The organism is Sphaerisporangium corydalis, from assembly GCF_025506355.1.
GTDB classification, from domain to species: Bacteria; Actinomycetota; Actinomycetes; order Streptosporangiales; family Streptosporangiaceae; genus Sphaerisporangium; species Sphaerisporangium corydalis.
This window is the reverse complement of the sequence record NZ_JANZYP010000001.1, coordinates 147,841-171,104: the sequence shown is the minus strand read 5'-3', so window position 1 is coordinate 171,104 and position 23,264 is coordinate 147,841. Positions and strand designations below refer to the sequence as shown.

At 74.2% G+C, this 23,264-nt stretch carries 24 protein-coding genes; 10 read left to right on the top strand and 14 right to left on the bottom strand.

Going from position 1 to position 23,264, the window contains the following annotated elements:
- Positions 1 to 29: 29 nt before the first annotated feature.
- The 3 genes from NYZ98_RS00790 to NYZ98_RS00780 are packed head-to-tail and all read left to right on the top strand — an operon-like array spanning position 30 to position 2,184.
- Positions 30 to 1,274: a cytochrome P450 gene (locus tag NYZ98_RS00790; protein ID WP_456115243.1), complete on the top strand. Its 1,245-nt coding sequence runs from the start codon at positions 30 to 32 to the stop codon at positions 1,272 to 1,274.
- Positions 1,275 to 1,276: 2 nt separating this feature from the next.
- On the top strand, positions 1,277 to 1,927 hold the full coding sequence (locus NYZ98_RS00785) for a TetR/AcrR family transcriptional regulator (protein WP_262840453.1): 651 nt from the start codon (positions 1,277 to 1,279) through the stop codon (positions 1,925 to 1,927).
- 56 nt (positions 1,928 to 1,983) lie between these two features.
- Positions 1,984 to 2,184 (top strand): ferredoxin, encoded by a 201-nt coding sequence (locus NYZ98_RS00780; RefSeq protein WP_262840452.1) that lies wholly within the window; start codon positions 1,984 to 1,986, stop codon positions 2,182 to 2,184.
- 75 nt (positions 2,185 to 2,259) lie between these two features.
- On the opposite strand, the gene NYZ98_RS00775 is transcribed toward NYZ98_RS00780, so the two are convergent.
- From NYZ98_RS00775 to NYZ98_RS00755, 5 genes are all read right to left on the bottom strand, one after another.
- Complete coding sequence (locus NYZ98_RS00775) at positions 2,260 to 2,817, bottom strand: ferritin-like domain-containing protein (protein WP_262840450.1); 558 nt, start codon at positions 2,815 to 2,817, stop codon at positions 2,260 to 2,262.
- 68 nt (positions 2,818 to 2,885) lie between these two features.
- Entirely contained in the window at positions 2,886 to 4,043 is a 1,158-nt protein-coding gene (locus tag NYZ98_RS00770; RefSeq protein ID WP_262840448.1) for a cation:proton antiporter, read from the bottom strand.
- 6 nt (positions 4,044 to 4,049) lie between these two features.
- Entirely contained in the window at positions 4,050 to 4,532 is a 483-nt protein-coding gene (locus NYZ98_RS00765; protein WP_262840446.1) for a cation:proton antiporter regulatory subunit, read from the bottom strand.
- Between the two features lie 133 nt (positions 4,533 to 4,665).
- Positions 4,666 to 6,042, bottom strand: coding sequence for a GntP family permease (locus tag NYZ98_RS00760; RefSeq protein WP_262840445.1), 1,377 nt, complete (start codon positions 6,040 to 6,042; stop codon positions 4,666 to 4,668).
- A 1-nt stretch (position 6,043) separates the two neighbouring features.
- A complete protein-coding gene (locus tag NYZ98_RS00755) occupies positions 6,044 to 6,541 on the bottom strand; it encodes a gluconokinase (RefSeq protein ID WP_407696417.1) in 498 nt (165 codons plus the stop codon).
- 213 nt (positions 6,542 to 6,754) lie between these two features.
- Between NYZ98_RS00755 and NYZ98_RS00750 the strand changes: the two genes are divergently transcribed.
- Complete coding sequence (locus tag NYZ98_RS00750; protein WP_262840443.1) at positions 6,755 to 7,423, top strand: FadR/GntR family transcriptional regulator; 669 nt, start codon at positions 6,755 to 6,757, stop codon at positions 7,421 to 7,423.
- A gap of 25 nt (positions 7,424 to 7,448) precedes the next feature.
- Here NYZ98_RS00750 and NYZ98_RS00745 read toward each other — a convergent pair whose 3' ends face one another.
- A complete protein-coding gene (locus NYZ98_RS00745) occupies positions 7,449 to 8,591 on the bottom strand; it encodes an FAD-dependent oxidoreductase (RefSeq protein WP_262840441.1) in 1,143 nt (380 codons plus the stop codon).
- Positions 8,592 to 8,698: 107 nt separating this feature from the next.
- Between NYZ98_RS00745 and NYZ98_RS00735 the strand changes: the two genes are divergently transcribed.
- Positions 8,699 to 9,244, top strand: coding sequence for a TetR/AcrR family transcriptional regulator C-terminal domain-containing protein (locus NYZ98_RS00735; RefSeq protein WP_316249511.1), 546 nt, complete (start codon positions 8,699 to 8,701; stop codon positions 9,242 to 9,244).
- A gap of 162 nt (positions 9,245 to 9,406) precedes the next feature.
- Entirely contained in the window at positions 9,407 to 10,258 is an 852-nt protein-coding gene (locus tag NYZ98_RS00730) for a putative protein N(5)-glutamine methyltransferase (protein WP_262840439.1), read from the top strand.
- 57 nt (positions 10,259 to 10,315) lie between these two features.
- Here NYZ98_RS00730 and NYZ98_RS00725 read toward each other — a convergent pair whose 3' ends face one another.
- The gene (locus tag NYZ98_RS00725; protein WP_262840437.1) at positions 10,316 to 10,618 is read right to left on the bottom strand and encodes a hypothetical protein; all 303 of its coding nucleotides are present in this window, start codon (positions 10,616 to 10,618) and stop codon (positions 10,316 to 10,318) included.
- Between the two features lie 227 nt (positions 10,619 to 10,845).
- Here NYZ98_RS00725 and NYZ98_RS00720 point away from each other — a divergent pair, with 227 nt between their 5' ends.
- Positions 10,846 to 12,189 carry an FAD-binding oxidoreductase gene (locus tag NYZ98_RS00720; protein ID WP_262840435.1) on the top strand — a complete coding sequence of 448 codons (1,344 nt, stop codon included), beginning with the start codon at positions 10,846 to 10,848 and terminating at the stop codon, positions 12,187 to 12,189.
- A gap of 66 nt (positions 12,190 to 12,255) precedes the next feature.
- Here the strand turns inward: NYZ98_RS00720 and NYZ98_RS00715 are convergent, their stop codons facing one another.
- The 3 genes from NYZ98_RS00715 to NYZ98_RS00705 all read right to left on the bottom strand — a co-directional run bounded on the left by NYZ98_RS00715 (position 12,256) and on the right by NYZ98_RS00705 (position 15,558).
- The gene (locus NYZ98_RS00715; protein ID WP_262840433.1) at positions 12,256 to 13,152 is read right to left on the bottom strand and encodes an aldo/keto reductase; all 897 of its coding nucleotides are present in this window, start codon (positions 13,150 to 13,152) and stop codon (positions 12,256 to 12,258) included.
- Positions 13,153 to 13,352: 200 nt separating this feature from the next.
- On the bottom strand, positions 13,353 to 13,967 hold the full coding sequence (locus NYZ98_RS00710; protein WP_262840431.1) for a DinB family protein: 615 nt from the start codon (positions 13,965 to 13,967) through the stop codon (positions 13,353 to 13,355).
- A gap of 64 nt (positions 13,968 to 14,031) precedes the next feature.
- Positions 14,032 to 15,558 carry an FAD-dependent monooxygenase gene (locus NYZ98_RS00705; RefSeq protein ID WP_262840430.1) on the bottom strand — a complete coding sequence of 509 codons (1,527 nt, stop codon included), beginning with the start codon at positions 15,556 to 15,558 and terminating at the stop codon, positions 14,032 to 14,034.
- A 94-nt stretch (positions 15,559 to 15,652) separates the two neighbouring features.
- Between NYZ98_RS00705 and NYZ98_RS00700 the strand changes: the two genes are divergently transcribed.
- Positions 15,653 to 16,285 (top strand): TetR/AcrR family transcriptional regulator, encoded by a 633-nt coding sequence (locus NYZ98_RS00700; RefSeq protein WP_262840428.1) that lies wholly within the window; start codon positions 15,653 to 15,655, stop codon positions 16,283 to 16,285.
- Positions 16,286 to 16,300: 15 nt separating this feature from the next.
- Here NYZ98_RS00700 and metE read toward each other — a convergent pair whose 3' ends face one another.
- Positions 16,301 to 18,541 carry a 5-methyltetrahydropteroyltriglutamate--homocysteine S-methyltransferase gene (gene metE / locus NYZ98_RS00695; RefSeq protein WP_262840426.1) on the bottom strand — a complete coding sequence of 747 codons (2,241 nt, stop codon included), beginning with the start codon at positions 18,539 to 18,541 and terminating at the stop codon, positions 16,301 to 16,303.
- 146 nt (positions 18,542 to 18,687) lie between these two features.
- On the opposite strand from metE, the gene NYZ98_RS00690 reads away from it, so the two are divergent.
- Positions 18,688 to 19,584 (top strand): LysR family transcriptional regulator, encoded by an 897-nt coding sequence (locus NYZ98_RS00690; RefSeq protein WP_262840424.1) that lies wholly within the window; start codon positions 18,688 to 18,690, stop codon positions 19,582 to 19,584.
- Here the strand turns inward: NYZ98_RS00690 and NYZ98_RS00685 are convergent.
- Both NYZ98_RS00685 and NYZ98_RS00680 read right to left on the bottom strand, forming a co-directional pair.
- Positions 19,513 to 20,883 (bottom strand): RNA polymerase sigma factor, encoded by a 1,371-nt coding sequence (locus tag NYZ98_RS00685; RefSeq protein WP_262840422.1) that lies wholly within the window; start codon positions 20,881 to 20,883, stop codon positions 19,513 to 19,515. The two genes, NYZ98_RS00690 and NYZ98_RS00685, sit on opposite strands and share 72 nt — an antisense overlap.
- Positions 20,884 to 20,892: 9 nt before the next feature.
- Positions 20,893 to 21,300 (bottom strand): YciI family protein, encoded by a 408-nt coding sequence (locus NYZ98_RS00680; protein ID WP_262840598.1) that lies wholly within the window; start codon positions 21,298 to 21,300, stop codon positions 20,893 to 20,895.
- 248 nt (positions 21,301 to 21,548) lie between these two features.
- On the opposite strand from NYZ98_RS00680, the gene NYZ98_RS00675 reads away from it, so the two are divergent.
- Entirely contained in the window at positions 21,549 to 22,619 is a 1,071-nt protein-coding gene (locus tag NYZ98_RS00675) for an RNA polymerase subunit sigma-70 (protein WP_262840420.1), read from the top strand.
- Between the two features lie 36 nt (positions 22,620 to 22,655).
- On the opposite strand, the gene NYZ98_RS00670 is transcribed toward NYZ98_RS00675, so the two are convergent.
- Positions 22,656 to 23,219, bottom strand: coding sequence for a dihydrofolate reductase family protein (locus NYZ98_RS00670; RefSeq protein WP_316249510.1), 564 nt, complete (start codon positions 23,217 to 23,219; stop codon positions 22,656 to 22,658).
- Positions 23,220 to 23,264 lie beyond the last annotated feature (45 nt).

The window sequence follows — 23,264 nt, the reverse complement described above, 5'->3', positions numbered from 1 at the left end:
GGTTGACTTAAGTAAGTCACGTGGCTTAGATGAGGGGAGTCCTCGACGCGCAGGAGGCTTCGGTGAGTGAGTCCGGCCCCCAGGAGTACCCGTTCCGCAGCCAGGCCCCGCTGGAACCGCCCGAGCAGTGGGAGCGGTTGCGACAGGAGTGCCCGGTGGCCCCGATCCGGCTGGCCAGCGGCGACCAGGCGCTGCTGCTGACCCGGTACGAGGACGTGCGCCAGGTGCTGTCCGATCCGCGGTTCACCCGCAGGCTCGACGCCGAGGACGCCGCCCGGGTCACCGCCAACGCCTCGGGCGGGGTGTTCGGCGTCGCCTCCGGCGGCCTGGCCGGCGGCGGCGGGGAGGCGCACCAGCAGTGGCGGCGCCTGGTCGGCAGGGCGTTCACCGCCAAGCGGGTCCTGGCCATGCGGCCGCGCGTGGAGGCGATGGCCGGGCGGCTGGTGGCGGACATGGTGGAGCGCGGGTCGCCCGCCGACCTGGTGGCAGGCCTGGGCTTCCCGCTGCCGGTGTGGGTGATCTGCGACCTGCTCGGGGTGCCGGACGCCGACCGCGACAGGTTCGCCTACTGGTCGGACACCATGCTCAGCATGACGCGGTACGGCCAGGAGCAGATCGACGCCGCCCAGGAGGAGTTCGCCGGCTACTTCCGCGCCCACATCGCGGCCCGGCGGGCCGACCCCGGCGAGGACCTGCTCAGCGAGCTGATCGCGATCGTCGACGCCGCCGACGGGCGGCTGACCGAGACGGTGGTGCTCGGCACCGGGCAGGGGCTGCTGGTCGCCGGGCACGAGACCACGGCGAACATGATCGGGAAGATGGCGGCGATGCTGCTGGCCGACCGGTCGCGCTGGGAGCGGCTGTGCGCCGACCCCTCGCTGGTCCGCCCGGCGGTGGAGGAGGTGCTGCGCTTCGACGCCAACCCCGGGTTCGGGATGCCCCGCTACCTCACCGAGGACCTCCAGGTCGGCGGCCGGACGCTGCCGCGCGGCAGCACGGTGGTCTGCAGCATGGGCGCCGCCAACCGCGACGAGGGCGCGTTCGAGCACGCCGACGCCATGGACCTGGGCCGCACCCCCAACGCCCACCTGGCGTTCGGCGTCGGCCCGCACTCCTGCCTGGGCCAGGCGCTGGCCCGCACCGAGCTGCAGGCGGTGCTGGAGGTGCTGCTGCGCGACCTGCCCACCCTGGAGCTGGCCGTGCCGCCCGGCGCGCTCGCCCGCCGCGAGGGCCTGCTGGTCGGCGGCCTGCGCCAGGTGCCCGTGAGCTGGTGACCATGACGGCACCCCCGGTGAGGCCCGGGCGGGGACGCGAGACCCGCGCCTCGATCCTGGCCGCCGCCGAGCGGCTGTTCGCCGAGCACGGCATCGCGATGGTCTCCAACCGCCAGATCGGCGAGGCGGCGGGGCAGTCCAACAACTACGCGGTGGGCTACCACTTCGGCACCAAGGCCGACCTGGTGCGCGCGATCGCCCGCCACCACGCCGCGGCCACCGAACGGCGCCGCCTGGAGCTGCTCGCCGCGATCGACGGCTCACCCGACCTGCGCGAATGGGTCGCCTGCCTGGTGCGCCCGACCACCGGCCACCTGGCGTCCCTGGGCGCCCCGACCTGGTACGCCCGGTTCATCGCGCAGGCGGACACCGAGCCCGCGCTCCGCCAGATCGTCATCGCCGAGGTGGTCGCCACCCCCTCGATGCGGCGGAACCTGGAGGGTCTGTTCGCGCTGGTCCCGGCCCTGCCCGAGGGGGTCAGGCGCGAACGAGGCGACATGAGCCGGCTGCTGATCGTGCACATGCTGGCCGAGCGGGAACGCGCCCTGCACGAGGGCACCGAACCGGCGCGGGCCACCTGGGAGGCGACGGCGGTCGGGCTGATCGACGCGATCGTCGGGCTGTGGCTGGCCCCGGTCACCTCCCCGCCGTGACCGGCGCGGGACGACGCATGGACCGGGCACCGACCGCGAGGAAAGAAGAAACGATCATGAAGGTGGCCGTCGACCGCGACAGGTGCTGCGGGGCGGGCCAGTGCGTCCTGCTGGTCCCGCAGGTGTTCGACCAGGGGGAGGACGACGGGGTGGTGGTGCTGCTCGACCCCTCCCCGGGCGGGGCGCTGCACGCGGCGGTGGCCGAGGCCGCGAGCGTGTGCCCGACCGCGGCGATCCACCTGGACCCCCACGGCTGAGCCGCGTGCCCCCCGGGCCCGCAGGCACGCGGCCGAGGATGCCGCCGGGCCGTGCCGGGCGACCGGCGGCGGCCGTCAGGCGGGGCGGATCGCGGCGATCTCCCGGGGGAGGCGTTCCAGCAGGTTGGCCAGGTCGTCGGCGTGGTCCTCCTCGTCGGCCAGCAGCTCCTCGAACAACCGCCGGGTGGTCGGGTCGCCGTCGCCCAGCCACTGGGCGATCTCGGTGTAGGAGGCGATGGCCACCCGCTCGGCGATCAGATCCTCCTTGATCATCTCGATGAGGTCGAGGCTCGCGTCGTACTGGGTGTGCGCGCGGGTGCTCAGCCGGGCGGGGTCGAAGTCGGGGTCGCCGCCGAGCTGGGAGATGCGGTTGGCCAGCAGGTCGGCGTGGCGCTGCTCGTCGGCGGCGTGCTCCAGGAACTCCCTGGCCACCGGCTCGGCCAGGATCCCGGTGGCGGTGTAGTAGTGCCGCTTGTAGCGCAGGACGCAGACGATCTCGGTCGCCAGCGCCTCGTTGCACACCTCGATGACCCTCGGCAGGTCGGCCCCGTACGCCGCGGTCACCGGGCCCTTGCCGATCTCGGCGCGCGCCCGGTCCCGCAGGGTCTGGATGTCCATCAGAAACTCGGCCATGTGGTCGGTGTACCCCCGCCGGGGCGCCGGGAAAGCGACCTGGTGTCCGTTTGTCCGGGGGTGGAGGATCAGGCGCGGCGGGCGATGGCGGTGATGAGGGGTTGGACCAGCCGGGCGGCCAGCGGCCCGAACGCGGCCAGGATCAGCACGTACCCGGCGGCCAGCGGCCCGAGGTCGGGGTGGGTGCCGGCGGCGACCGCCAGCCCGGCGATGACGATGTTGAACTCCCCGCGCGGGATGAGCGCGATGCCGGCGCGGGCCTGCCCGGCGCGGCCGATGCCGGCGCGGTGGGCGGCGTAGGCGCCGGTGGCGAGCTTGGTGACCATGCTGACCAGGGCCAGCAGCGCCGCCACCCCGGCCATGGGCAGGATGGCCGCGGGGTCGGTCTGCAGGCCGAAGAAGACGAAGAACACCGCGGCGAACAGGTCGCGCAGCGGGGTCAGCAGGGCGCGGGCCTCGTGGGCCAGCTCGCCCGACAGCGCGATGCCGACCAGGAACGCGCCGACGGCGGCCGACACCTGGAGCTGCTGGGCCACGCCGGCGACCAGCAGGGCCAGGCCGACGACCTTCAGCAGCAGCACCTCGGAGTTGGGGCTGGACACGAAGGCCTCGATGATCCGCCCGTAGCGCAGGGCGACCAGCAGGACCACGCTGACGGTGGCCAGGGCGATGGCCACGGTGATGGCGCCGCCGGCCAGGCTGACCCCGGCCAGGATGGCGGTGAGGATCGGCAGGTACAGCGCCATGGTCAGGTCCTCGAAGACCAATAGCGACAGCACCACGGGGGTCTCGCGGTTGCCGATCCACCCGAGGTCGGACAGCACCTTGGCGGTGATGCCGGAGGAGGTGGCGTAGGTGACCCCGGCCATGGCGAAGGCGGCGACCGGGCCCCAGCCGAGGACCAGGGCGGCGACGGCGCCGGGGGCGGCGTTGAACACCAGGTCGGCCAGGCCGCCGCGGGCGTTGCCGCGCAGGCTGGTGACCAGTTCGTCGGCGTTGTACTCAAGGCCCAGGGTCAGCAGCAGCAGCACCACGCCGAGTTCGGCGCCCACCGCGATGAAGCTCTCGCTGGTGGCCAGGGGCAGGATGCCGCCCTGGCCGAAGGCGAGGCCGGCCAGCAGGTACAGCGGGATGGGGGAGATGCCGGCGCGCAGGGCGAGCGCGCCGAGCACGCCGAGCGCCAGCACGATGGCGCCGAGTTCGACGAACAGTTCAGCGGTGTGCACGCGGGCCTATCCGCCGGTGAGGATGTCGGCGACGGCGGAGGTGGCCTCGGTGCCGCCCACCACCACGACCACGTCGCCGGCGGCCAGCGGGAAGTCGGGGGTGGGGCTGGTGTGCACCTGCCCGGCGCGGACGACGGCGACCAGGGAGGCGCCGGTGCGGGTGCGCACCCGTGCCTCGCCCATGGGCCGGCCGGCGTAGGGTGAGCCGGGCGGGATGGGGAGCTGGACGCTGACCAGGCCCTCGACCTCGCGGTGCAGGGCGTTGAGCCGGGCGACGATGCGGGGGGCGCCCAGCAGCTCGACCAGGGCGTCGGCCTCCTCGTCGTTGAGCTGGATGGCCTCGCACGCCCGGTCGGGGTCGTGCCTGTCGTACAGGACCAGGTCGCGGCGGCCGCCGCGGTGGGACACCACGGCGATCTTGCGGCCGGTGTGGGTGGTGAACTCGTGCTTGAGCCCGATGCCCGGCAGCGCGGTCTGTTCGATCTCCACCGATCCTCGCCCTCACCTCGCCGTACGGACCTGACCGCCGCCCGCCCGGCACCGAGGCCGACAAAGCCCCCATATCGGGCGAACGACTGTCGAGGGTAGCACGCGGCGCCCCGACCGGCCGGTTGCGATGATCTTAGATGACCAGGCTGATCAGGAGCACGAACACCAGGCCGACCACCGAGATCACCGTCTCCATCACCGACCAGGTCTTCAGGTTCTGCCCCACGCTCAGCCCGAAGTACTCCTTGACCAGCCAGAACCCCGCGTCGTTGACGTGGGAGAAGAACAGCGACCCCGACCCGATGGCCAGCACCAGCAGCGAGGTGTGCCCGGTGTCCATGGTGGTGACCAGCGGGGCCAGGATGCCCGAGGCGGTGACGGTGGCCACCGTCGCCGACCCGGTGGCCAGGCGGATGAGCACCGCGACCAGCCAGGCCAGCAGCAGCACCGACAGGCCGCTGTTCTGCACCCAGTCGGCCACCAGCTTGCCGATGCCGGTGTCGACCAGGGTCTGCTTGAAGCCGCCGCCCGCCGCCACGATCAAAAGGACGCCCGCGATCGGCGGCAGCGCCCCCTCCAGGGTGGCCGCGATCGCCTTGCGGTCCATGCCCGCGCCCAGGCCCAGGGTGAAGATCGCCACGATGACCGCGATGAGCAGCGCCACCAGCGGGGTGCCGAGGAAGTCCAGCGCGGTGCGCGCCACCGAGCCCTCGGCGATCACCAGGTCGGCCACGGCCTTGCCCATCATCAGCACGACCGGCAGCAGCACGGTGGCCAGCGTCACCGCGAACGAGGGCCGGCGCTCCTGCGGCCCCGGCTCCTGGCGGGCCGCGAACAGCTCGGGCGCCGGGACGTCCACCCAGCGGGCGGCGAACCGGGCGAACAGCGGGCCGGCGATCGCGACCGTCGGCACCGCGATCAGCACACCCAGGCCCAGGGTGATGCCGAGGTCGGCCTTGAGCGCGTCGATGGCGACCAGCGGCCCCGGGTGCGGCGGCACCAGGCCGTGCATCGCCGACAGCCCGGCCAGCGCCGGGATGCCCACGCGGATCAGCGACAGCCCCGACCGCCGCGCCACCAGGAAGATCACCGGCATCAGCAGCACGAGCCCGATCTCGAAGAACATCGGCAGGCCGATCAGCGCGCCCACCCCCGCCATCGCCCACGGCAGCGTGCGGGGGCTGGAGCGGCCGACGATGGTGTCCACGACCTCGTCGGCGCCGCCGGAGTCGGCCAGCAGCTTGCCGAACATCGCGCCGAGCGCGATCAGGGTGCCGACGCCGGCCGCGGTGGCGCCGAACCCGTCGGTGAAGCTCTTGACCACGTCGGTCATCGACACGCCCGCGATGGCGCCGACGGTCAGCGAGCCGAGGGTCAGGCTCAAGAAGGGGTGCAGGCGGAACCGGGTGATCAGCACGACGATCAGGGCGATGCCGATCAGCGCCGCGGGCAGCAGCCGCCCGGCGGGGACGGCCGCGGGGGCGGCCTGGGCGATCAGGTGGGGGGTCAACTCACGCCCGGGGGTCGGTGGCCGGGCGGGCGCCCGCCGCGGCCAGGTAGTCCTCCACCAGCTCCTCCACGCCGCGGCGCAGGTCGAGCACGACGCCGTGCTCGCCGGGCTCCAGCGGCTCCAGGGTCTGGAACTGGGAGGCCACCAGCGAGGCGGGCATGAAGTGGCCGGGCCGGGCGGCGACCCGCGCGCGCACCGTCTCCTGGTCGCCGTGCAGGTGGACGAAGGCCACCGAGGGCGCCGAGGCGCGCAGGACGTCACGGTAGGCCCGCTTGAGCGCCGAGCAACTGGCCACCGCGCCGGTGGCGGCGTGCCCGGCCAGCCAGGCGCCGATCGAGCGCAGCCACGGCAGCCGGTCGGCGTCCTGCAGCGGGACGCCGGCCGACATCTTGGCGATGCTGGCGGGGCTGTGGAAGTCGTCGGCGTCGGCGAACGGCACCCCGAGCCGCCGGCTCAGTGCCTCCCCGACGGTCGTCTTGCCCGAACCGGTCACGCCCATGACGACCAGCAGCGGGGCCGGGGCGGTTTGGGGCGGGGGGGCCGGGGGAGTCGGGGGCGGAGGATCGGTGGGGTTCATGAGGCGCCTCTCCAGGTAACTGCCCGAAAGGGTGCCACGAATAATCATCTGTTATCAAGAGGCGACCCCTGATTAATCATACTTTTTGATCTCCTGGGCCGCTGGACACGACCCGGCGTGGCAGTATGGGCCCTTGTGGCGGCCAAAGAACAGATCAATGCGGGACTGCACGGCAGCGTCCTGGACGAACTGGGCGTCCTGATCACCTCCGCGGCGTTCCCCCCGGGCCAGGTGCTGCGCATCGAACAGCTCGAACAGCGCTTCGGGGTGTCGCGCTCGGTGATCCGCGAGGCCGTCCGCGTCCTTGAGTCGATGGGCCTGGTGACCAGCCGCCGCCGCGTCGGGGTCACCGTCGCCCCGCGCGCCGGATGGAACCTGTTCGACCCCCGCCTCATCGGCTGGCGCCTGGACGGCGCCGGCCGCACGCGGCTGCTGGGCTCGCTGGACCAGCTGCGCGGCGGCGTCGAGCCGGTGGCCGCCGCGCTGGCGGCCCGCCACGCCACCCCCGGGCAGTGCGGCGAGCTCACCGGCGCCGTCATGGCGATGGCCGTGCACGGCAGGTCCGGCGACCGCGACGCCTACCTGCGGGCCGACATCCTGTTCCACACCACCCTGCTCGAGGCCTCGGGCAACGACATGCTGGGCGCGCTGGCCACCGTGGTCGCCCAGGTGCTCACCGGCCGCGCCCGCGACCCGGCGCCGGAGGCGATCCGCTTGCACGCCGAGGTGGCCCAGGCCGTGCAGACCGGCGACGCCGAGGCCGCCGAACGCGCCATGCGGGAGATCACCTCCCGCGCCGGGTAGCCGGCCGGGCGGGCGCGCGAGGGGCTCAGCGCCCGCGCGCGCCGGTGATCATGTCCAGGGTGCCCATGGCGTCGGCGTGCACCCCCGCGGCGGCCTGGCGCATCCGCTCCTCGTACCCGGCGACCGCCTCCAGCAGTTCCGCGCGCCCCTCGCGCACGGCGCCCAGGCTCCCGGCCAGCGACACCGCGTCGCCGAAGGCGAGGTTGGCGCCGAGCCCCCCGGGCGGCATGGGGTGGGCGGCGTCGCCGAGCAGCGTGACCGGCCCGGCCGGCCACGGCCCGATCGGGTCGGCGTACCGGATCGGGCCCATGCCGCTGTTGTCGCGGTCGCCCTGGGCGATCATCTCGCGCAGCAGCGGGTGCCAGCCGGCGACGAGCCCGGCCACCACGTCGATGCCGTCCTCGGGCTCCTCGGCGTCCTGCCAGGGGCCGGGGCGGTCATCGGGCAGCAGCAGCACCCAGCGCAGGTAGCTTCGGGTGTCGGGCAGGACGACGCCGGGCGCCAGCTCGGCGGCGGCCTCGCGGGGCGGGCGGGCGAACGGCATCTTGCCAATGAACAGCCGCAAATCGCCGTCGGCCACCACGGTGCTCCAGCCGGGCACCAGCCCGGCCAGCCGCGCCGTCATCGGCGTGCGGCCGATCACCCCGCCGATCCCGGTGTCCAGGATCCTCACCGACGGCAGCAGCCGCCGCCGCACGGTGGAGCCCATCCCGTCCGCGCCGACCAGCAGGTCGGCGGTGGCGGTGGCGCCGCCGGCGAAACACGCGCGCACGCCCCCGCCGGGCAGGTACTCATAGGACTCCAGCCGGGCGCCGAACCGCACGTGCTCCTCCAGGCCCGCGTACAGCAGGTGCCGCAGGACGTGGCGGTCGAACAGCAGCCCCTCGTCCTGGCGCGGGGTGGACCCGTACTCCTGCAGCTGGGGGCCGACGACGCGCCCGTCCCCGGTCAGCTCGCCGCTGACGGCGCGCAGCAGCGGGTGCAGCCGCACCGGGACGCATCGCTCCAGGGCGGCCAGCCCCTGCTCGCCCAGCCCGACGCGGTAGCCCTGGAAGCGGGCGGTCAGGGCGGTGTCGCGTTCGAACACCTCGGCGTGAACGCCCTGTGCCAGCAGCGCGTGGGCCAGGCCCAGCCCGCCGAGTCCTGCCCCGATGACGATGACCTTCATGGTCGTGGCCCTTCTCCTTCATGATCGAAGTGAACTTAGTTCACGTGAACAAAGTTCACTCTAGGATGGGAACCGGCCGCACGACAAGTGGGAGGGAGGCCGCGATGATGGCGTCGCGACGACAGGAGGTGCTCACCGCCGCCCTGGACCTGCTGGAGGAGGTGGGCATCGACGACCTGACCGTCCGCAGGCTCGCCCAGCGCCTCGGCGTGCAGCCCGGCGCCCTCTACCGCCACTACCCGAGCAAGCGCGCCCTGCTGGACGCCATGGTCGGCCACATCGTCGCCGGCGCCCCCGCGCCCGCCGTCCCCGCGGGCGACTGGGCCGGCCACCTGCGCGCCATGGCCGCCTCGGGACGCGAGGGCATGCTCGCCCACCGCGACGGCGCGCGCCTGCTGGCCACCTTCTACGACCCCGGGCCCGACGCGGTCGCCTCCTTCATGCGCATCGTCGAGGTGCTGCGCGCGGCCGGCGCCGCCGAGCGGGCCGCCGTCGTGGCCACCGACACCGTCCTGGCCTACGTCAACGGGTTCACCATGGAAGAGCAGGCCCGCCGCGCCGCGACGCCGCGCCCCGAGCGCGACCGCGACTTCCAGGCCGGCCTCGACCTGATCATCGCCGGGATCGGCGCCACCCTGCCGCCCGCGCCCTGACCTCCGGGCGACCCGGTAGTGTGGGCGGCGCCGGCGATGGACCTACCGAGGAGGTGAGCCCCATTACCGCTCCACCAGGCTGGGTGCTCCCTCCGCAGGACGTGCGGCCGGACCGACGTAGGTGACCGGGGGCGCCCATCGGCATCCCGAAAGGCGCACCACATGTCACCTTCCCCCGCTTCCCCCCTGCCCCTGACCCGTCCCGCGGTCGTCGCCCTGCTGCGCGCCGCCGGGTGCGTGTTCGCCGAGGACGAGGCCGAGCTGATCATCTCCACGGCGGCCGGCCCGGGGGAGGTGGCCGCCATGGCCGGGCGGCGCGCCGCCGGCCTTCCCCTGGAGCACGTCCTTGGCTGGGCGGAGTTCTGCGGCCTGCGGATCTCGGTCGGCCCCGGGATCTTCGTGCCCCGCCGCCGCACCGAGTTCCTGGTCGCCCAGGCCGCCGCCCTGGCCCGCGCCGCCACCACCACTGCCACCGCCGCCGGCGGTGGCGGGCGGGCGGCCGTGGTGCTCGACGTGTGCTGCGGCTCGGGCGCGATCGGCGCCGCGCTGGCCGCGGCCCTGGGCCGGGCCGAGGTGCACGCCACCGACATCGACCCCGGCGCGGCGGCGTGCGCCGCCCGCAACCTGGCCGCCGCCGGTGGCCGGGTGTACCAGGGGGACCTGTACGAGCCGCTGCCGGGCGCGCTGCGGGGCCGCGTCGACGTGCTGGTGGCCTGCGCGCCGTACGTGCCGACCGAGGCGATCGGGCTGCTGCCCTCCGAGGCCCGCGTGCACGAGCCGCTGGTGGCGCTGGACGGCGGCGCCGACGGGCTCGACGTGGTGCGCCGGGTGATCGCCGGGGCGTCGCGGTGGCTGTCGCCGGGCGGCCACGTGCTGGTGGAGACCAGCGACGCCCAGGCGCCGCCGGCCATGCGGGCCGCCGCCGCCTGCGGCCTGATCCCGCGCCTGACCGTGTCAGAAGAGCTGAACGCCACCGTCGTCATCGGCACCCGCCCGCCCGCCGGGCACGGCTAGAAGCAGGCGGCGGCCGCCGGTAACGGCAGGCGGACCGGCGGACCGGCGGCCGGGCGGTCAGTCCGCGCCGGCGGGGTCGTCGTCGCGGCGCAGGCGTTCGCCCTCCACGATCGCGTACGCCGCGGTGACGGCGGTCAGCACGCAGCACACGAAGAACAGCGGCCAGATCTCGCGCAGCGCCCCGTAGACGGCCAGGGCCACCAGGACGACCACGCCGGCGCAGGCGCCGATCAGCCGCGCGCTCACCGCACGGGCGGGCGGGCGCAGCGTGCCGGTCCGATCCGGGGGCCGGTCTGCCGGTGCGGGCGCCGGGCCCGCCCGGTCCTCGGGCGCGGGGCCGGGCTCTTCGGAACGGTCCATACCGGGCCCGTACCCCGGCCCGGGCCCGCTGTACCGGAATCACACCAGGTCAACCGGGGTGTCACCCGCCACGCGGCGCCCCTGCGCCCGTCCGTGCGCGCGGCGGGCGGCGGGTCCGACAGTTCCAGCAGCCTTGACAATAAAAACTGTCGGTGGAAGGGTGTCCGTCATCGCCGAGGCCGCACCCCCGGCCGGACACGACCGACCACAAGGGGAAGGCCTTTGAGATGACCCAGCACGCCCACCGGCACCAGCCCGCGCGGGACACCGGCCCCGGCGAGGGCGCCCGCGCCGCCGTCCGCCGGCTGCGCCGCGACTTCGCCGGCGAGCTGCGCCTGCCCGGCGACCCCGGCCACGACGCCGGACGGTGCCAGGGGCACTGCACGGCCGGCCCGCGCCCGGCGATCGTCGCCGAGGCCTCGGGGCCCGCCGACGTGCGGGCCGCGGTGGTGGCCGCCCGCAAGCACACGCTCCCGCTGGCGGTGCGGGCCACCGGGCACGGCACCCACGTCCCGGCCGGCGACGGCATCCTGCTGCGGACCTCCGCCATGGCCACGGTCCTGGTGGACCCCGCCCGGCGCGTCGCCCGCGTCGGCCCCGGCGCCCGGTGGGGCCAGGTGATCGCCGCCGCCGCGCCCTTCGGCCTGGCGCCGCTGTCGGCCTCCGACCCCACGGTCGGCGTCACCGGCTCCACCCTGGGCGGCGGGGTCGGCTGGCTGTCGCGCGAATACGGCTTCGCCGCCGACAACGTGCTGCGCGCCGAGGTGGTCACCGCCGACGGCCGCCACGTCACCGCCAGCCCCGACCGCCACCCCAGCCTGTTCTGGGCGCTGCGCGGGGGCGGCGGCAACTTCGGCGTGGTGACCTCCCTGGAGTTCCGGCTGCACCCGGTCTCCCAGGTGTACGCCGGCACGGCGTACTTCCCGGCCGAGCGGGCCGCCGGCACCCTGGCGCTGTACCGCGACTGGATCGCCGGCGCCCCCGACGAGCTGAGCACCGCGGTGCTGCTGACCCCGCTGCCCGCCGCCGCCCAGGTGCCCGGCCCGCTGCGCGGCCGCCGGGTGCTGGCGATCCGGGCCCTGTACACCGGGGAGGCCGCCGAGGCCGAACGGCTGCTGCGCCCGCTGCGCCAGGCCGCCGGGCCGGCCCTGTGGGAGGCGATGGGCCCCGCGTCCTCCGCCGCCACCGCCATGGGCGGCATCCGGTGCCGGCAGGCGGAGTTCTTCGACCATCTTCCCGACGCGGTGATCGAGGCGATCACCTCCGGCACCCTGGTGCCGGTCGAGGTGCGGCACTGGGCCGGGGCGATGGCCCGTCCCCGGCCGGGCGCCGGGCCGGTGGGGCACCGCACGGTGCCGCTGTCGGTCACCCCCGGCGCGCGGGCGCCCGAGCTGGAGGCGGTGCTGCGCGCCCACGCCACCGGGGTGGCGTTCCTGAACTTCCTGTCCGACCCCACAAGGACCCCCTCGGCCTACACCGTCGGGGACTACCGGCGCCTGCGCGAGGTCAAGGCCGCCTACGACCCCGACAACGTGTTCCGCCGCAACCTCAACATCCCGCCCGCCCCCTGAGCCGCCGCCCCTGAGCCCGCCACCCGCCCAGGCGGCCCGGCCCGCACCCTCGCCGAACCGGGGCGCTCAGCCGGTGGCCGAAAGGCGCGCCACCTCCTCGGCCGACAGCCGCAGGGCGCCCGCCGCCACGTTGTCGGCCAGGTGGGCGGGGTCGCCGGTCCCGGGGATGGCCAGCACGTGCGGCCCCTGGTGCAGCGTCCACGCCAGCAGGACCTGCGCGGGCGTGGCGCCGTGCGCGCGGGCGACGGCGAGCACCCTGTCGTCGTGGGTGGCGCCCGCGCCCGCCTCGCGCCCGGCGCCGGCGATCGCGAAGAACGGCACGAAGGCGACGCCCCGCTCGCCGCAGTCCCGCAGGAACTCCTGGTCCCCGGCCGGCGCGCCGACGCCGTAGGGGTTCTGCACGCAGACCACCGGCGCGATCGCCTGGGCCTCGGCCAGGTGCTCCGGCGTGGCGTTGGAGATCCCCAGATGCCGGATGAGCCCGGCCTGGCGCAGGGCGGCCAGCGCGCCGAAGTGCCCGGCGATCGAGCCGGTGGCGCGCCTTTTGGGGATCCGCAGGTTCACCACGTCCAGGTGGTCACGGCCCAGCTGGCGCAGGTTCTCCTCGACCTGGCCGCGCAGCTGCTCCGGCGTGGCCCACCACCACCGGCCCGAGGGGTCACGGCCCGGCCAGACCTTGGTGGCGATGACCAGGTCGTCGGGGTAGGGGGCCAGCGCCCGGTTGATCAGCTCGTTGGCCGAGCGCAGCGCGGAGAAGTAGAACGCGGCGGTGTCGATGTGGTCGACGCCCAGCTCGACCGCGCGCCGCAGCACGGTGATCGACCGTTCGCGGTCGCTCGGGGCGCCGAGGTCGAAGGCGGCGCTGCCCGTCAGGCGCATCGCGCCGAACCCGAGCCGGTTGACCGTCAGGTCACCGAGCCTCCAGGTGCCCGCGTCCGCCGCGGTGCCGGTGTGCGAGGTCATCGGTGGTCCTTCCGTGAAGACGAGCAGGGGCCGAGGGGGAGTACGGCGGGGTCACCCGCATGGCCGGCGCGGCGACCCCGGGCACCAAAAAGCCTTCTCGGGGGCGAACTCCGCCCGAGAAGGCTTAAAGGGATTAAGTTGATCATATCACCGGGGGACCGGCCGGGCGCCCCGGACGGCCATCGGCCAGGACACGGGGCTCAGGTCGACCGGTGACCGTCCAGGGTCTCGCGCAGGATCTCGGCGTGCCCCGCGTGCTGGGCGGTCTCGGCGATCAGGTGCATCAGCGTCCGGCGCACGCTGCGCACCGCCCCCGGCTCGTTCCAGGGCGCCTCCGGCAGCGGAAACGCCGCCGACAGGTCCGGGACCGCGGCGACGATCTCCTCGCTGCGCGCGGCGACCCGCTCGTAGCGCGCAAGGATCGACGCCGGCGTCTCACCCGGCGCCATCGCGAACGCGTCCTGATAATCGATCATCCACCGCGGGATCTCCCGCGCCGTCCCGGCGGCGATGTCGGCCCAGGTGACACCCTCGGGCAGATCGTGGCCCATCGCCTCGGGCCCCCCGGTCACGAAACGCATGCACCCCTCCTCCATGGAAGTGACGTGCTTGATCAGCCCGCCCAGGCACAGGGCGCTGACCGTCGGGCGCTCGCCGAGCTCCTCGGCGCCCAGCCCGCGGACGGTGCCGGTCAGCGCGGATCGCACGGCCGCGAGCGTGGCGAGCAGATCGGCCCGCTCGGCGTCGAGCGTGGGCGATGGCAGGGTGGTGGCGGTCACGGTGGTCGGCCCTTCGTCGGTCGTCGTCGCTTGCACACCACACCCTCGCAGCGAAAGCGGCCAGAAAGTGACCGCTACTCCAGCCGACGGAGAAGGAGAATCAGGGCAGCGGGGCCAGGTGGGCGGCGATCGCCGCCGGCAGGGTGGTGCGCGCCTCGGCGGGGTCGTCGCCGGCCCAGCACGGGTAGCCGTCGGGGCGCAGCAGCAGCGCGGCGGCGCCCAGGTCCTCGGTGCACTTGGCCCGGACCAGGTCGATCCCGGCGGGAAGCCGCAGACCGGCCGGCACGATCCCGGCCAGGTCCACAAGGACGGCGTGCCCGGCACCGAACAGCGCCGACAGCCGGATGGTCCCCGACTCGGTCACCAGCTCGGCGTCGGGCACCCGCCGCCCCACCAGCGGGTGCCCCCCGCCCAGGTCGTAGCGCAGCGACAGGCCCGACATCAGGCCGGCCAGATGACGGTTGGCGTCCGGCAGCCGCACCAGATCGACGAAGATGTCACGCAGCGCCGCCACGTCCGGGGTCGGCCGGGGATCGGCCAGCACCCGCTGGGCGGAGGTGTGGTGCAGCACCGAGGCGCCCACCGGGTGCCGTTCGGCGTGGTAGGTGTCCAGCAGGCCGTGCGGCGCCCGGCCCTGGAGCGTCGCGGCCAGCTTCCACCCCAGGTTGATCGCGTCCTGCATCCCGATGTTCAGGCCCTGCCCGCCGAGCGGCGGGTGGATGTGGGCGGCGTCGCCGGCGAACAGCACCGGGCCGTGCCGGTAGTGCTCCAGCTGCCGGGTCGCGTCGGTGAACCGCGAGGAGTTGTCCACCGAGCCGAGCACCGTCCGCTCGCCGTACACGGCGGTCAGCGCGTCGGTGATCTCGCCCGGGGTGACCGGGGTGTCGCGGGAGATGTCGGACCTGTCGGTGTTCTCGGCCCGGTCGGTCTGGCTCTCGTGACCGTAGGTGAACCGGTACCGGTCGCCCCCGATCGGGACCAGCATCGTCCAGTACCCGCCTGCCTCACGGGTCAGGGTGCTGATGTGCCCGGCCCGCTCGGGCACCAGCGCCGAGACCGACGACAGCCGGATGTCGGCCAGCACCGCCAGGTAGGTGCCCGGCCGCCCGGGGAACGGCAGCTCCAGCAGCTTGCGCACCGTGCTGCGGCCCCCGTCGCACGCCACCAGGTACCGCGCGCGGACCACCGGCCCGCCGGTGGTCACGCTCACCCCCTGGCCGCCGTCGGCCAGGTCGACCCCGGTCACCGGGGCGCCGCGCAGCACCCGCGCGCCCCTGGCGGTCGCCAGCCCCTCCAGCACGTCCTCGATCTCCCACTGCGGGACCGCGATCGGGTAGGGGTGGCGGGTGGCGAAGGGGGTGCAGTCCAGCGCCACCGGCAGGGCCGCGAAATGCCCGCCGATCGGTTCGCGCACCGTCGCCCGGGCGCGCAGCGGCGCGAGCAGCCCGCGCAGCTCCAGCAGCTCGGCGGTGCGGGGCTGGAGGGTGCCGCCCTTGACCTGCTCCACGCGCTGGGGCAGCCGTTCCAGCACCAGGGTCGCCACCCCGGCCAGCGCGAGCTCGTAGGCCAGTGTGAGCCCGGTGGGGCCCGCACCGGCGATGACGACCTCGGTCTCGAACTCCGACAACGTTCCTCCTCGACGGCCAACTTCCTCGACTGGGTGCAAATGTATACCTGGTGCAAGAAATGTCCAAGTGCAGGTTTCTGTTACGATCGTTGCCGTGAGTGAGGAACCCGGACTGCGCGAGCGTAAGAAACGGCGCACTCACGCCGCCATCTCCGACGCCGCCATCAGCCTGTTCCTCCAGCACGGTTTCGACCAGGTCTCCGTCGCCCAGGTCGCCGAGGCCGCCGAGGTGTCCCGCCGCACCCTGTTCGCCTACTTCCCCGCCAAAGAGGACCTGGTGGTCCACCGCATGGCCGACCACCAAAGCGAAGGCGCCCGCGTCGTCCTGGCCCGCCCCCCCGGCACCTCGCCCCTGGCCGCGCTCCGCGCCAACTTCCTGACCGGGCTCGACCGCCGCGACCCCATCACCGGGCTCAGCGACCACCCCCACATCCACGCCCTGTTCGCGATGATCCTGTCCACCCCCGCCCTGGTCGCCCGCATGGAACGCTTCAAGTCCGCCGCCGAGCACACCCTGGCCGAGGCGCTCCGCCAGACCTCGGCCACCCCCGAGCTCACCGCCCGCCTGGCCGCCGCCCAGCTCGTCGCCGTCCAGTGGACCCTGGCCCTGGACAACATCCAGCGCCTGGCCGGCGGGCAGAGCGCCGACGACCGCCACCCCGGCGCGGTCTCCGACGCCGAACACGCCTACACCCTGCTGCGCACCGGCCTCGGCGACCTCACCTGACCGCGACCACCGGCGCTACCCCCGCGCCCCGGCCCGCACGCGGGACGCCGCGGCCACCACGTTGGCCAGCGCCTCCTCGACCTGCTCATAGGTCCGCGTCTTCAGCCCGCAGTCGGGATTGACCCACACCCGCGCCGCCGGCAACGCCGCCACCGCCCGCCGCAGCGCCGCCTCCACCTCCGCCACCCCCGGCACCCGCGGCGAATGGATGTCGTACACCCCCGGCCCGAGCCCCCGGCGGAACCCCGCCACCGCCGGCTCCCGCAACATCCGTTCACCCGAGCGCGCCGACTCCACCGTGGTCACATCGGCGTCCAGCGCGTCGACCGCCGCCAGAATCCGCTCGGCGTCGGAATAGCACAAATGCGTGTGAATCTGGGTGCGGTCCCCGGCCACCGAGGTGGCCCGGCGGTACGCCGCCACCGCCCACCGCAGATACGACCCCTGCGCCTCGCGCCGCAACGGCATCAGCTCCCGCAACGCCGGCTCGTCCACCTGGATGATCGAGATCCCCGCCGCCTCCAGATCGGCCACCTCCGCCCGCACCGCGTCCGCCACCTGGAACACCACCTCCCGCAACGGCAGGTCGTCCCGGACGAACGACCACGCCACGATCGTCACCGGCCCGGTCAGCATCCCCTTGACCGGCCGGTCGGTCAGCGACCGCGCGTACTCCGCCCACCGCACCGTGATCGGCCCGGGACGCGACACCGGCCCGTGCAGGATCGGCGGCCGGGCGCACCGCGACCCATACGACTGCACCCACCCGTGCCGGGTCACCGCGAACCCCTCCAGGTGCTCGGCGAAGTACCGCACCATGTCGTCGCGCTCGGGCTCACCGTGCACCAGCACGTCCAGCCCCAGCCGCTCCTGCACCGCGATCGCCCGCCCGATCTCCGCGCGCACCCGCTCCTCGTAGGCGCCCCGGTCCAGCTCCCCGGCGGCCAGCGCCGCGCGCGCCGCCCGCAGCTCACCGGTCTGCGGGAACGACCCGATCGTGGTGGTCGGCAGCTCCGGCAACCCCAGGTGCCCGGCCTGCGCCGCCGCCCGCACCTCATAAGGGCTGCGCCCCGGATACTCCGCCACCTCCTCCCGCGCCGGCACCATCACGGGGGCCGTCGGCGGGGGAGTGGCGCCCCGCGCGTTCAGCGCGGCCAGCTCCACCACCTCGGCCACCTTCTGGTCGGCGAACGCCAGCCGCCGCCGCAGCCACGGGTCAAGACCCGCCTCCCGCTCGGCGTCGTAGGGCACGTGCAGCAGCGAACACGAAGTGCTCACCACCACCTGCCCGGCGCGCCCCCGCAGCGCCGCCAGAGCGGAAAGGGCCCGCCCGCGGTCGGTACGCCACACATCACGCCCCGACACCACCCCGGCCACCACGATCTTCCCGCCCAGCCCCTCCAGCGCCCCCGGGCCGGCGTACCCGGCGGCGCCGCGCACCAGGTCCAGGCCGATCGCCTCCACCGGGGTCCCCGCCAGCACCGGCAACGCCGCCCCCAGATCCCCGAAGTACGACGCCACGAACAACCCCGGCCGGCCGGGCAACGACCCCAGGCGCTCATAGGCACGCCCGGCGGCGGCCAGCTCGGCGGGCGTGCGGTCGGCCACCAGCGCCGGCTCGTCCAGCTGCACCCACCCCACCCCCTCGGCCGCCAGCGCCACCAGCGCCCGCTCGTACACCGCCAGCACGTCGTCCAGCCGGTCCAGCGGCGAGAACGACGCGGGGGAGCCCGGCGCCGCCTGCGCGGCCAAAAGCAACGTCACCGGCCCCACCAGCACCGGCCGGGTCTCCAGCCCGAGCCCCCGGGCCTGCCGCACCTCGCCCAACGGCTTGTCCCCGTCGAACGCGAACGCCGTGCCCGGCCCGATCTCCGGGACGATGTAGTGGTAATTGGTGTCGAACCACTTGGTCATCGGCAACGGCGCCAGCCCCCCGGTGCCCCGCGCCATGGCGAAGCACACGTCCTCGGCCACCGGACCCCGGTACCGGTCCGGCACCGCGCCCACCATCACCGCGGCGTCCAGCACCTGGTCGTACAACGAGAACGTGTTGGACGGCAGCCCCGCCAGCCCGAGCGCCGCGAGCCGCCGCCACGCCGCCTCCCGCAACCCCGCACCGGCCGCGCGCAGCTCACCGACGGGGGAGCGGCCCTGCCAGTACGACTCCAGGGCCCGTTTCAGCTCCCGGCGGGGCCCGATCCTCGGGTACCCCAGGATCGTGGAAGCGGGGAAAGGCGAACGGGATACGACGGCCATGCGGTCCTCCTGGAGACCTCGGCAAACGGGTTCGGACGCCGGGAATCCTGCCCGAACCCGCCCCCGCACCGCCCGATCCATTGACCGCACTTATCAATCACACCCGCCCTGACCCGGGCACCCCCGGCGGGCGCCCATACTGGAACGTGGACACCGGCCCGCCGCTGCGCGACATCCGCTGCTTCGCCGCCGTCGCCGACCACCGGAGCTTCTCCCGCGCCGCCGCCGACCTCGGCCTGTCCCAGCCCGCCGTCAGCCAGGCCATCGGCCGCCTGGAGCAGACCCTCGGCGTGCGCCTGTTCGACCGCACCAGCCGCGAGGTCACCCCGACCCCGGCCGGCACCGCCCTGCTGCCCCTGGCACGCACCCTGCTGGCCACCGCCCAGGAGTTCACCGCCGAAGCCGCACGCCTCGCCGCCCCACCCCGCCCGATCATCAGCCTGGCTTATGCACCCCTGGCCGGGCCCCTGGCGGCACGGGCCGCCCGCCGTCTCGCCCGCCGCACCCCCGCGATCGACGTCGACCTGCGCCCCGCCGGCCGCCGCGCCGCCACCGCCGCCCTGGCCCGCGGCCAGGTCGCCCTGGCCCTGATGGCCACCCCGTTCCCCACCGGGTTCACCACCGGCGCCCGCTTCGGCGTCAGCGTCGCCCACCTGGCCGTCCCCACCGGCGACCCCCTGGCCGCCCTGCCCAGGATCCACCCCGCCCAGCTCACCCGCCACAAGATCCTCATGCCCGGCGACCGGCCCCCCGGTGGCATGTGGGCCCGCCTGGCCGCCACCCTGCGCCCCCACCAGCACCACGTGGTCGCCGACGACATCGACGACTTCGCCGCCGCCCTGGACCTGGTCGCCGCCGGCACCGGGCTGCTGCCCGTACCCCACCTGCTGGCCACCACCATCCGCAGGCACGACGTCACCTTCGTCCCCTTCGACGCCGGCGACCTGCGCCTCACCTTCGGCCTGGCCTGGTCACCCGACCGCGTCACCCCCGAGCTGATGACCCTGGTCCACGCCATCCAGGAGAACCTCTGGACCCGCTGACCCCCCGCGCACACGCGCGCCCCTGCCCGGCCCCGGCGGCGACCCCCGAACGTCAAACCGGCCAAACCCGGACAACCGGCCCGCCCTGGCGTTCAGGTAACGCTGCTGCGGCAGCCCCGTCGCCCGCCCCGCCGCCGCCAGATAACACTCCCGGGCCGCCTCCCGCTCACCCGCCATCTCCAGCAGATGCGCCCGCACCGCCAGCACCCGGTGATCCCCGGCGATCCGCCCGTCCCCCTCCACACCCCCCAGCAACGCCAGCCCCGCACGCGGCCCCGACGCCATCCCCACCGCCACCACATGCCCCAGCCGCGCCACCGGATTGTCCGACATGCGCAACAACAACTCGTACAACGCCACGATCTGCGCCCAGTCGGTCTCCCCCTCACCCGGCGCCTCGGCATGCACCGCCGCGATCGCCGCCTGCACCTGATACGGCCCCGGCGCACCCCGGGGGAGCACCTCGGTGAGCAACGCCACCCCCTCCGCGATCGCCGCCGCGTCCCACACCCCCCGGTCCTGCTCACCCATCGGCACCAGCACCCCACCGGGCCCGGTGCGCGCCGCCCGCCGCGCCTCGGTCAGCACCATCAACGCCAGCAACCCCGCCACCTCCCCGTCCCCGGGCAGCAACCCCCGCACCACCCGGGTCAGCCGGATCGCCTCCGCCGACAACTCCGCCCGCCCCACACCCGGCCCCGACGTCCCCGCGTACCCCTCATTGAAGATCAGATACAGCACGTGCAGCACCGCACCCAGCCGCCCCTCCCACTCCCCGCCCGCGGGAAGCCCGAACGGCACACCACTGTCCTTGACCCGCTGCTTGGCCCGCGTGATCCGCCGCGTCATCGCCGACTCCGGCACCAAGAACGCCCGCGCGATCTCCGCGGTGCTCAGCCCCCCCACCGCCCGCAACGTCAACGCGATCTGCGAGGCCACCGTCAGCGACGGATGACAGCACATGAACAACAAGATCAACGTGTCGTCGGACCCCGCCACCGGCACATCCGCCGCCGGCGCCGGCCCGGGCAGCACCAACCGCGCCACCTCGTCCTCACGCCGCCGCCGCGCCCGCTCGGCCCGCAGCAGATCGGTCAGCCGCCGCGACGCCACCGTGATCAACCACCCCAGCGGCGCCGCCGGCACCCCCTGCCGCGGCCACTGCACCGCCGCCGCCAGCAACGCCTCCTGCGTCGCGTCCTCAGCGGTGGCGAAATGCCCGTAACGCCGCACCACCGCGCCCAGGACCTGCGGCGCCAACCGGCGCAGCAGGCCCTCGACCCCCTCACACCCGTCCACCGGAACCGATCAGAAACCCAGCTCGGCCCCGGAATCGACGATCGGCCGCACATCCACGAAGGCCTCCGCCCACCTGCCCCCCGGATTCGGGCACGCCGCCACCCGCGCCGCGATCTCCGTCGCCCGGTCGAACCCGTCGCACTCCACGATCGTGTACCCGGCCAGCACCTCCTCGGTCTCGGGATAGGGACCATCGGTCACCACCGGCACCCCGTCCCGCAACCGGATCCGCCGCGCGTGCACCGGAGCCGTCAGCCCCTGGGCGTCCACGAACTCCCCGGACTCCACCAGCTCCTGATTCCACGCCCGCATGAACTCATGCATCGCCCCGAAATCCTCCGCCGACCACGCCGGACCCTCCCCGCCCTTGCCGGCCATCGCGTCGTACTCCCGCTGCGAGCCGTACATCAAGATCATGTACTTCACGGTCACTCCCGTCCGCACGGCACCCCGCCGGTGCCTGTCACCCGATACGTCGAAGCCACCGGCCCCACCCGGACACCCGGCCACGACCCGATCACCACCCCGCACACCCACCACCCCCCGAGCCTACGAACCCCCGCCACGGCCAGGCGACCCAGACGAGCGGGTGTCGCACCGATCAGAAATCCTCCGCCACGCCGTCAGTTCTGTCAGCCCCCGCACCGGTGGAAGGATCAACGACCATGACCGGCACCAGACCGCCGGGCGCCGACGAGGCCACGTTCCTCGCGGCGGCCCGCTCAGGCGACACCGCACGGTTCGCACTCCTCACCGAGCGCCACCGGCGCGAGCTGCAGGTGCACTGCTACCGGATGCTCGCGAACTACGAGGACGCCCAGGACATGACGCAGGAGACGTTCCTGCGAGCGTGGAACAAACGAGAGACCTTCAAGGGCCACGCGACCCTGCGCACCTGGCTGTACCGAATCGCGACCAACGCCTGCCTCGACTTCCTGGAAAAACGCAACGACCGCACACCCATCCCGTACGAACTGCCAGGCCCCGGCTCCGAGGTGCTGTACCTGCAGCCCTACCCCGACCGAATGCTCCCCGAGGACCCGCAGGAATCGGTGGTCGCGCGGGAGACGATCGAACTGGCGTTCATCGTCGCCGTCCAGCACCTGCCACCACGCCAGCGGGCCGCGTTCATCCTGCGCGACGTCCTCGGCTGGCCGGCGTCCACAACCGCCGACGCCCTCGAACTGACCGTCGCATCGGTGACCAGCGCACTGCAGCGGGCCCGTGTCACGATGCGCGAGCAACTGCCCGACCGCCGCCTCGACTGGCGGAGCCCCGCCACCCACGAACTGTCGAACGACGAGCGCGGCGTGGTGAAGTCGTACATCGACGCCCACGAGCGCAACGACCTCGACGGGCTGACGTCCCTGCTGCGCGACGACCTGCGCTTCGCGATGCTGCCCCAGGCGGGAACCTCGGTCACCACGGCCAAGGACGCGGTGGACGGCTGGGTCTCCGGCGGGCTCTTCCAGCGCGGCCACGACGACTGGCGCTGTACCACCACGACGGTCAACCGCATGCCCGCCGCCGGGCTCTACCTCCGCACCCCCGACGACCCGGAATACCGGCTGTACACCCTCGCGGTCCTGCACATCGTCGACGGGAAGATCGCCGAGCTCACCGGATTCGACGCCACCGGCAAACCATGGCTGGGCCTGCCCCCGACCCTGCCATCAGGCCCCATCGTCGACGACTCCAGCGCACAGGTCACCGTCACCGAAGTCACCGCCGAATGAGCACCCGACCAGCCGAACACCACCGCCGGCCCGTGCTCATCGCCTCGTCTCGTATCGGGTCAGCACCACACCGCCGGGAAACGTCCGCGTCTCCACCAGGTCCAGGTTCACCCAGCTGTCCAGGGCCGTGAAGAACGGCGTGCCGCCGCCCAGCAAGACCGGTGCGGTGACCAGCACGTACTCGTCGATCAGCCCGGCCCGCATGGCCGCCGCGGCAAGTGTGGCGCCGACGATGTCCATGGGGCCGCCGTCCTCGGCCCTGAGCCGGGTGATCTCGGCGACCGCGTCGCCGGTGACCAGGCGGGTGTTCCAGTCGACCGTGCCGATCGTCGAGGAGAACACCACCTTCGGCATGTCCCGCCAGCGGCGCGCGTACTCGACCTCCGCCGGTGTGGCGCCGGGCCGCTGATCGGCGGTCGGCCAGTGGGAGCTCATCGCCTCCCACAGTTTGCGCCCGTACAACGCCAGCCCGGTCGCCGCCACCCGGTCGGACCACCACTGGAACATCTCGTCGCTCGGCACGCTCCAGCCCAGGTCGTCGCCGGGCGCGGCGACGTAGCCGTCCAGGCTCAAGTTCATCCCGAAGATCGGTTTCCGCATCGTGCCGGCCTCTCGTGAGTCGATCCCACACATACAGACGGGCGC

Bases quoted from the DNA above. Each gene is read 5' to 3' on its own strand.
- NYZ98_RS00790 (WP_456115243.1), top strand. From the start codon at position 30: ATGAGGGGAGTCCTCGACGCGCAGGAGGCTTCGGTGAGTGAGTCCGGC.
- NYZ98_RS00785 (WP_262840453.1), top strand. From the start codon at position 1,277: ATGACGGCACCCCCGGTGAGGCCCGGGCGGGGACGCGAGACCCGCGCC.
- NYZ98_RS00780 (WP_262840452.1), top strand. From the start codon at position 1,984: ATGAAGGTGGCCGTCGACCGCGACAGGTGCTGCGGGGCGGGCCAGTGC.
- NYZ98_RS00775 (WP_262840450.1), bottom strand. From the start codon at position 2,817: ATGGCCGAGTTTCTGATGGACATCCAGACCCTGCGGGACCGGGCGCGC.
- NYZ98_RS00755 (WP_407696417.1), bottom strand. From the start codon at position 6,541: ATGGGCGTGACCGGTTCGGGCAAGACGACCGTCGGGGAGGCACTGAGC.
- NYZ98_RS00745 (WP_262840441.1), bottom strand. From the start codon at position 8,591: ATGAAGGTCATCGTCATCGGGGCAGGACTCGGCGGGCTGGGCCTGGCC.
- NYZ98_RS00735 (WP_316249511.1), top strand. From the start codon at position 8,699: ATGGCGTCGCGACGACAGGAGGTGCTCACCGCCGCCCTGGACCTGCTG.
- NYZ98_RS00730 (WP_262840439.1), top strand. From the start codon at position 9,407: ATGTCACCTTCCCCCGCTTCCCCCCTGCCCCTGACCCGTCCCGCGGTC.
- NYZ98_RS00725 (WP_262840437.1), bottom strand. From the start codon at position 10,618: ATGGACCGTTCCGAAGAGCCCGGCCCCGCGCCCGAGGACCGGGCGGGC.
- NYZ98_RS00720 (WP_262840435.1), top strand. From the start codon at position 10,846: ATGACCCAGCACGCCCACCGGCACCAGCCCGCGCGGGACACCGGCCCC.
- NYZ98_RS00715 (WP_262840433.1), bottom strand. From the start codon at position 13,152: ATGACCTCGCACACCGGCACCGCGGCGGACGCGGGCACCTGGAGGCTC.
- metE (WP_262840426.1), bottom strand. From the start codon at position 18,541: ATGGCCGTCGTATCCCGTTCGCCTTTCCCCGCTTCCACGATCCTGGGG.
- NYZ98_RS00680 (WP_262840598.1), bottom strand. From the start codon at position 21,300: ATGATCTTGATGTACGGCTCGCAGCGGGAGTACGACGCGATGGCCGGC.
- NYZ98_RS00675 (WP_262840420.1), top strand. From the start codon at position 21,549: ATGACCGGCACCAGACCGCCGGGCGCCGACGAGGCCACGTTCCTCGCG.
- NYZ98_RS00670 (WP_316249510.1), bottom strand. From the start codon at position 23,219: ATGCGGAAACCGATCTTCGGGATGAACTTGAGCCTGGACGGCTACGTC.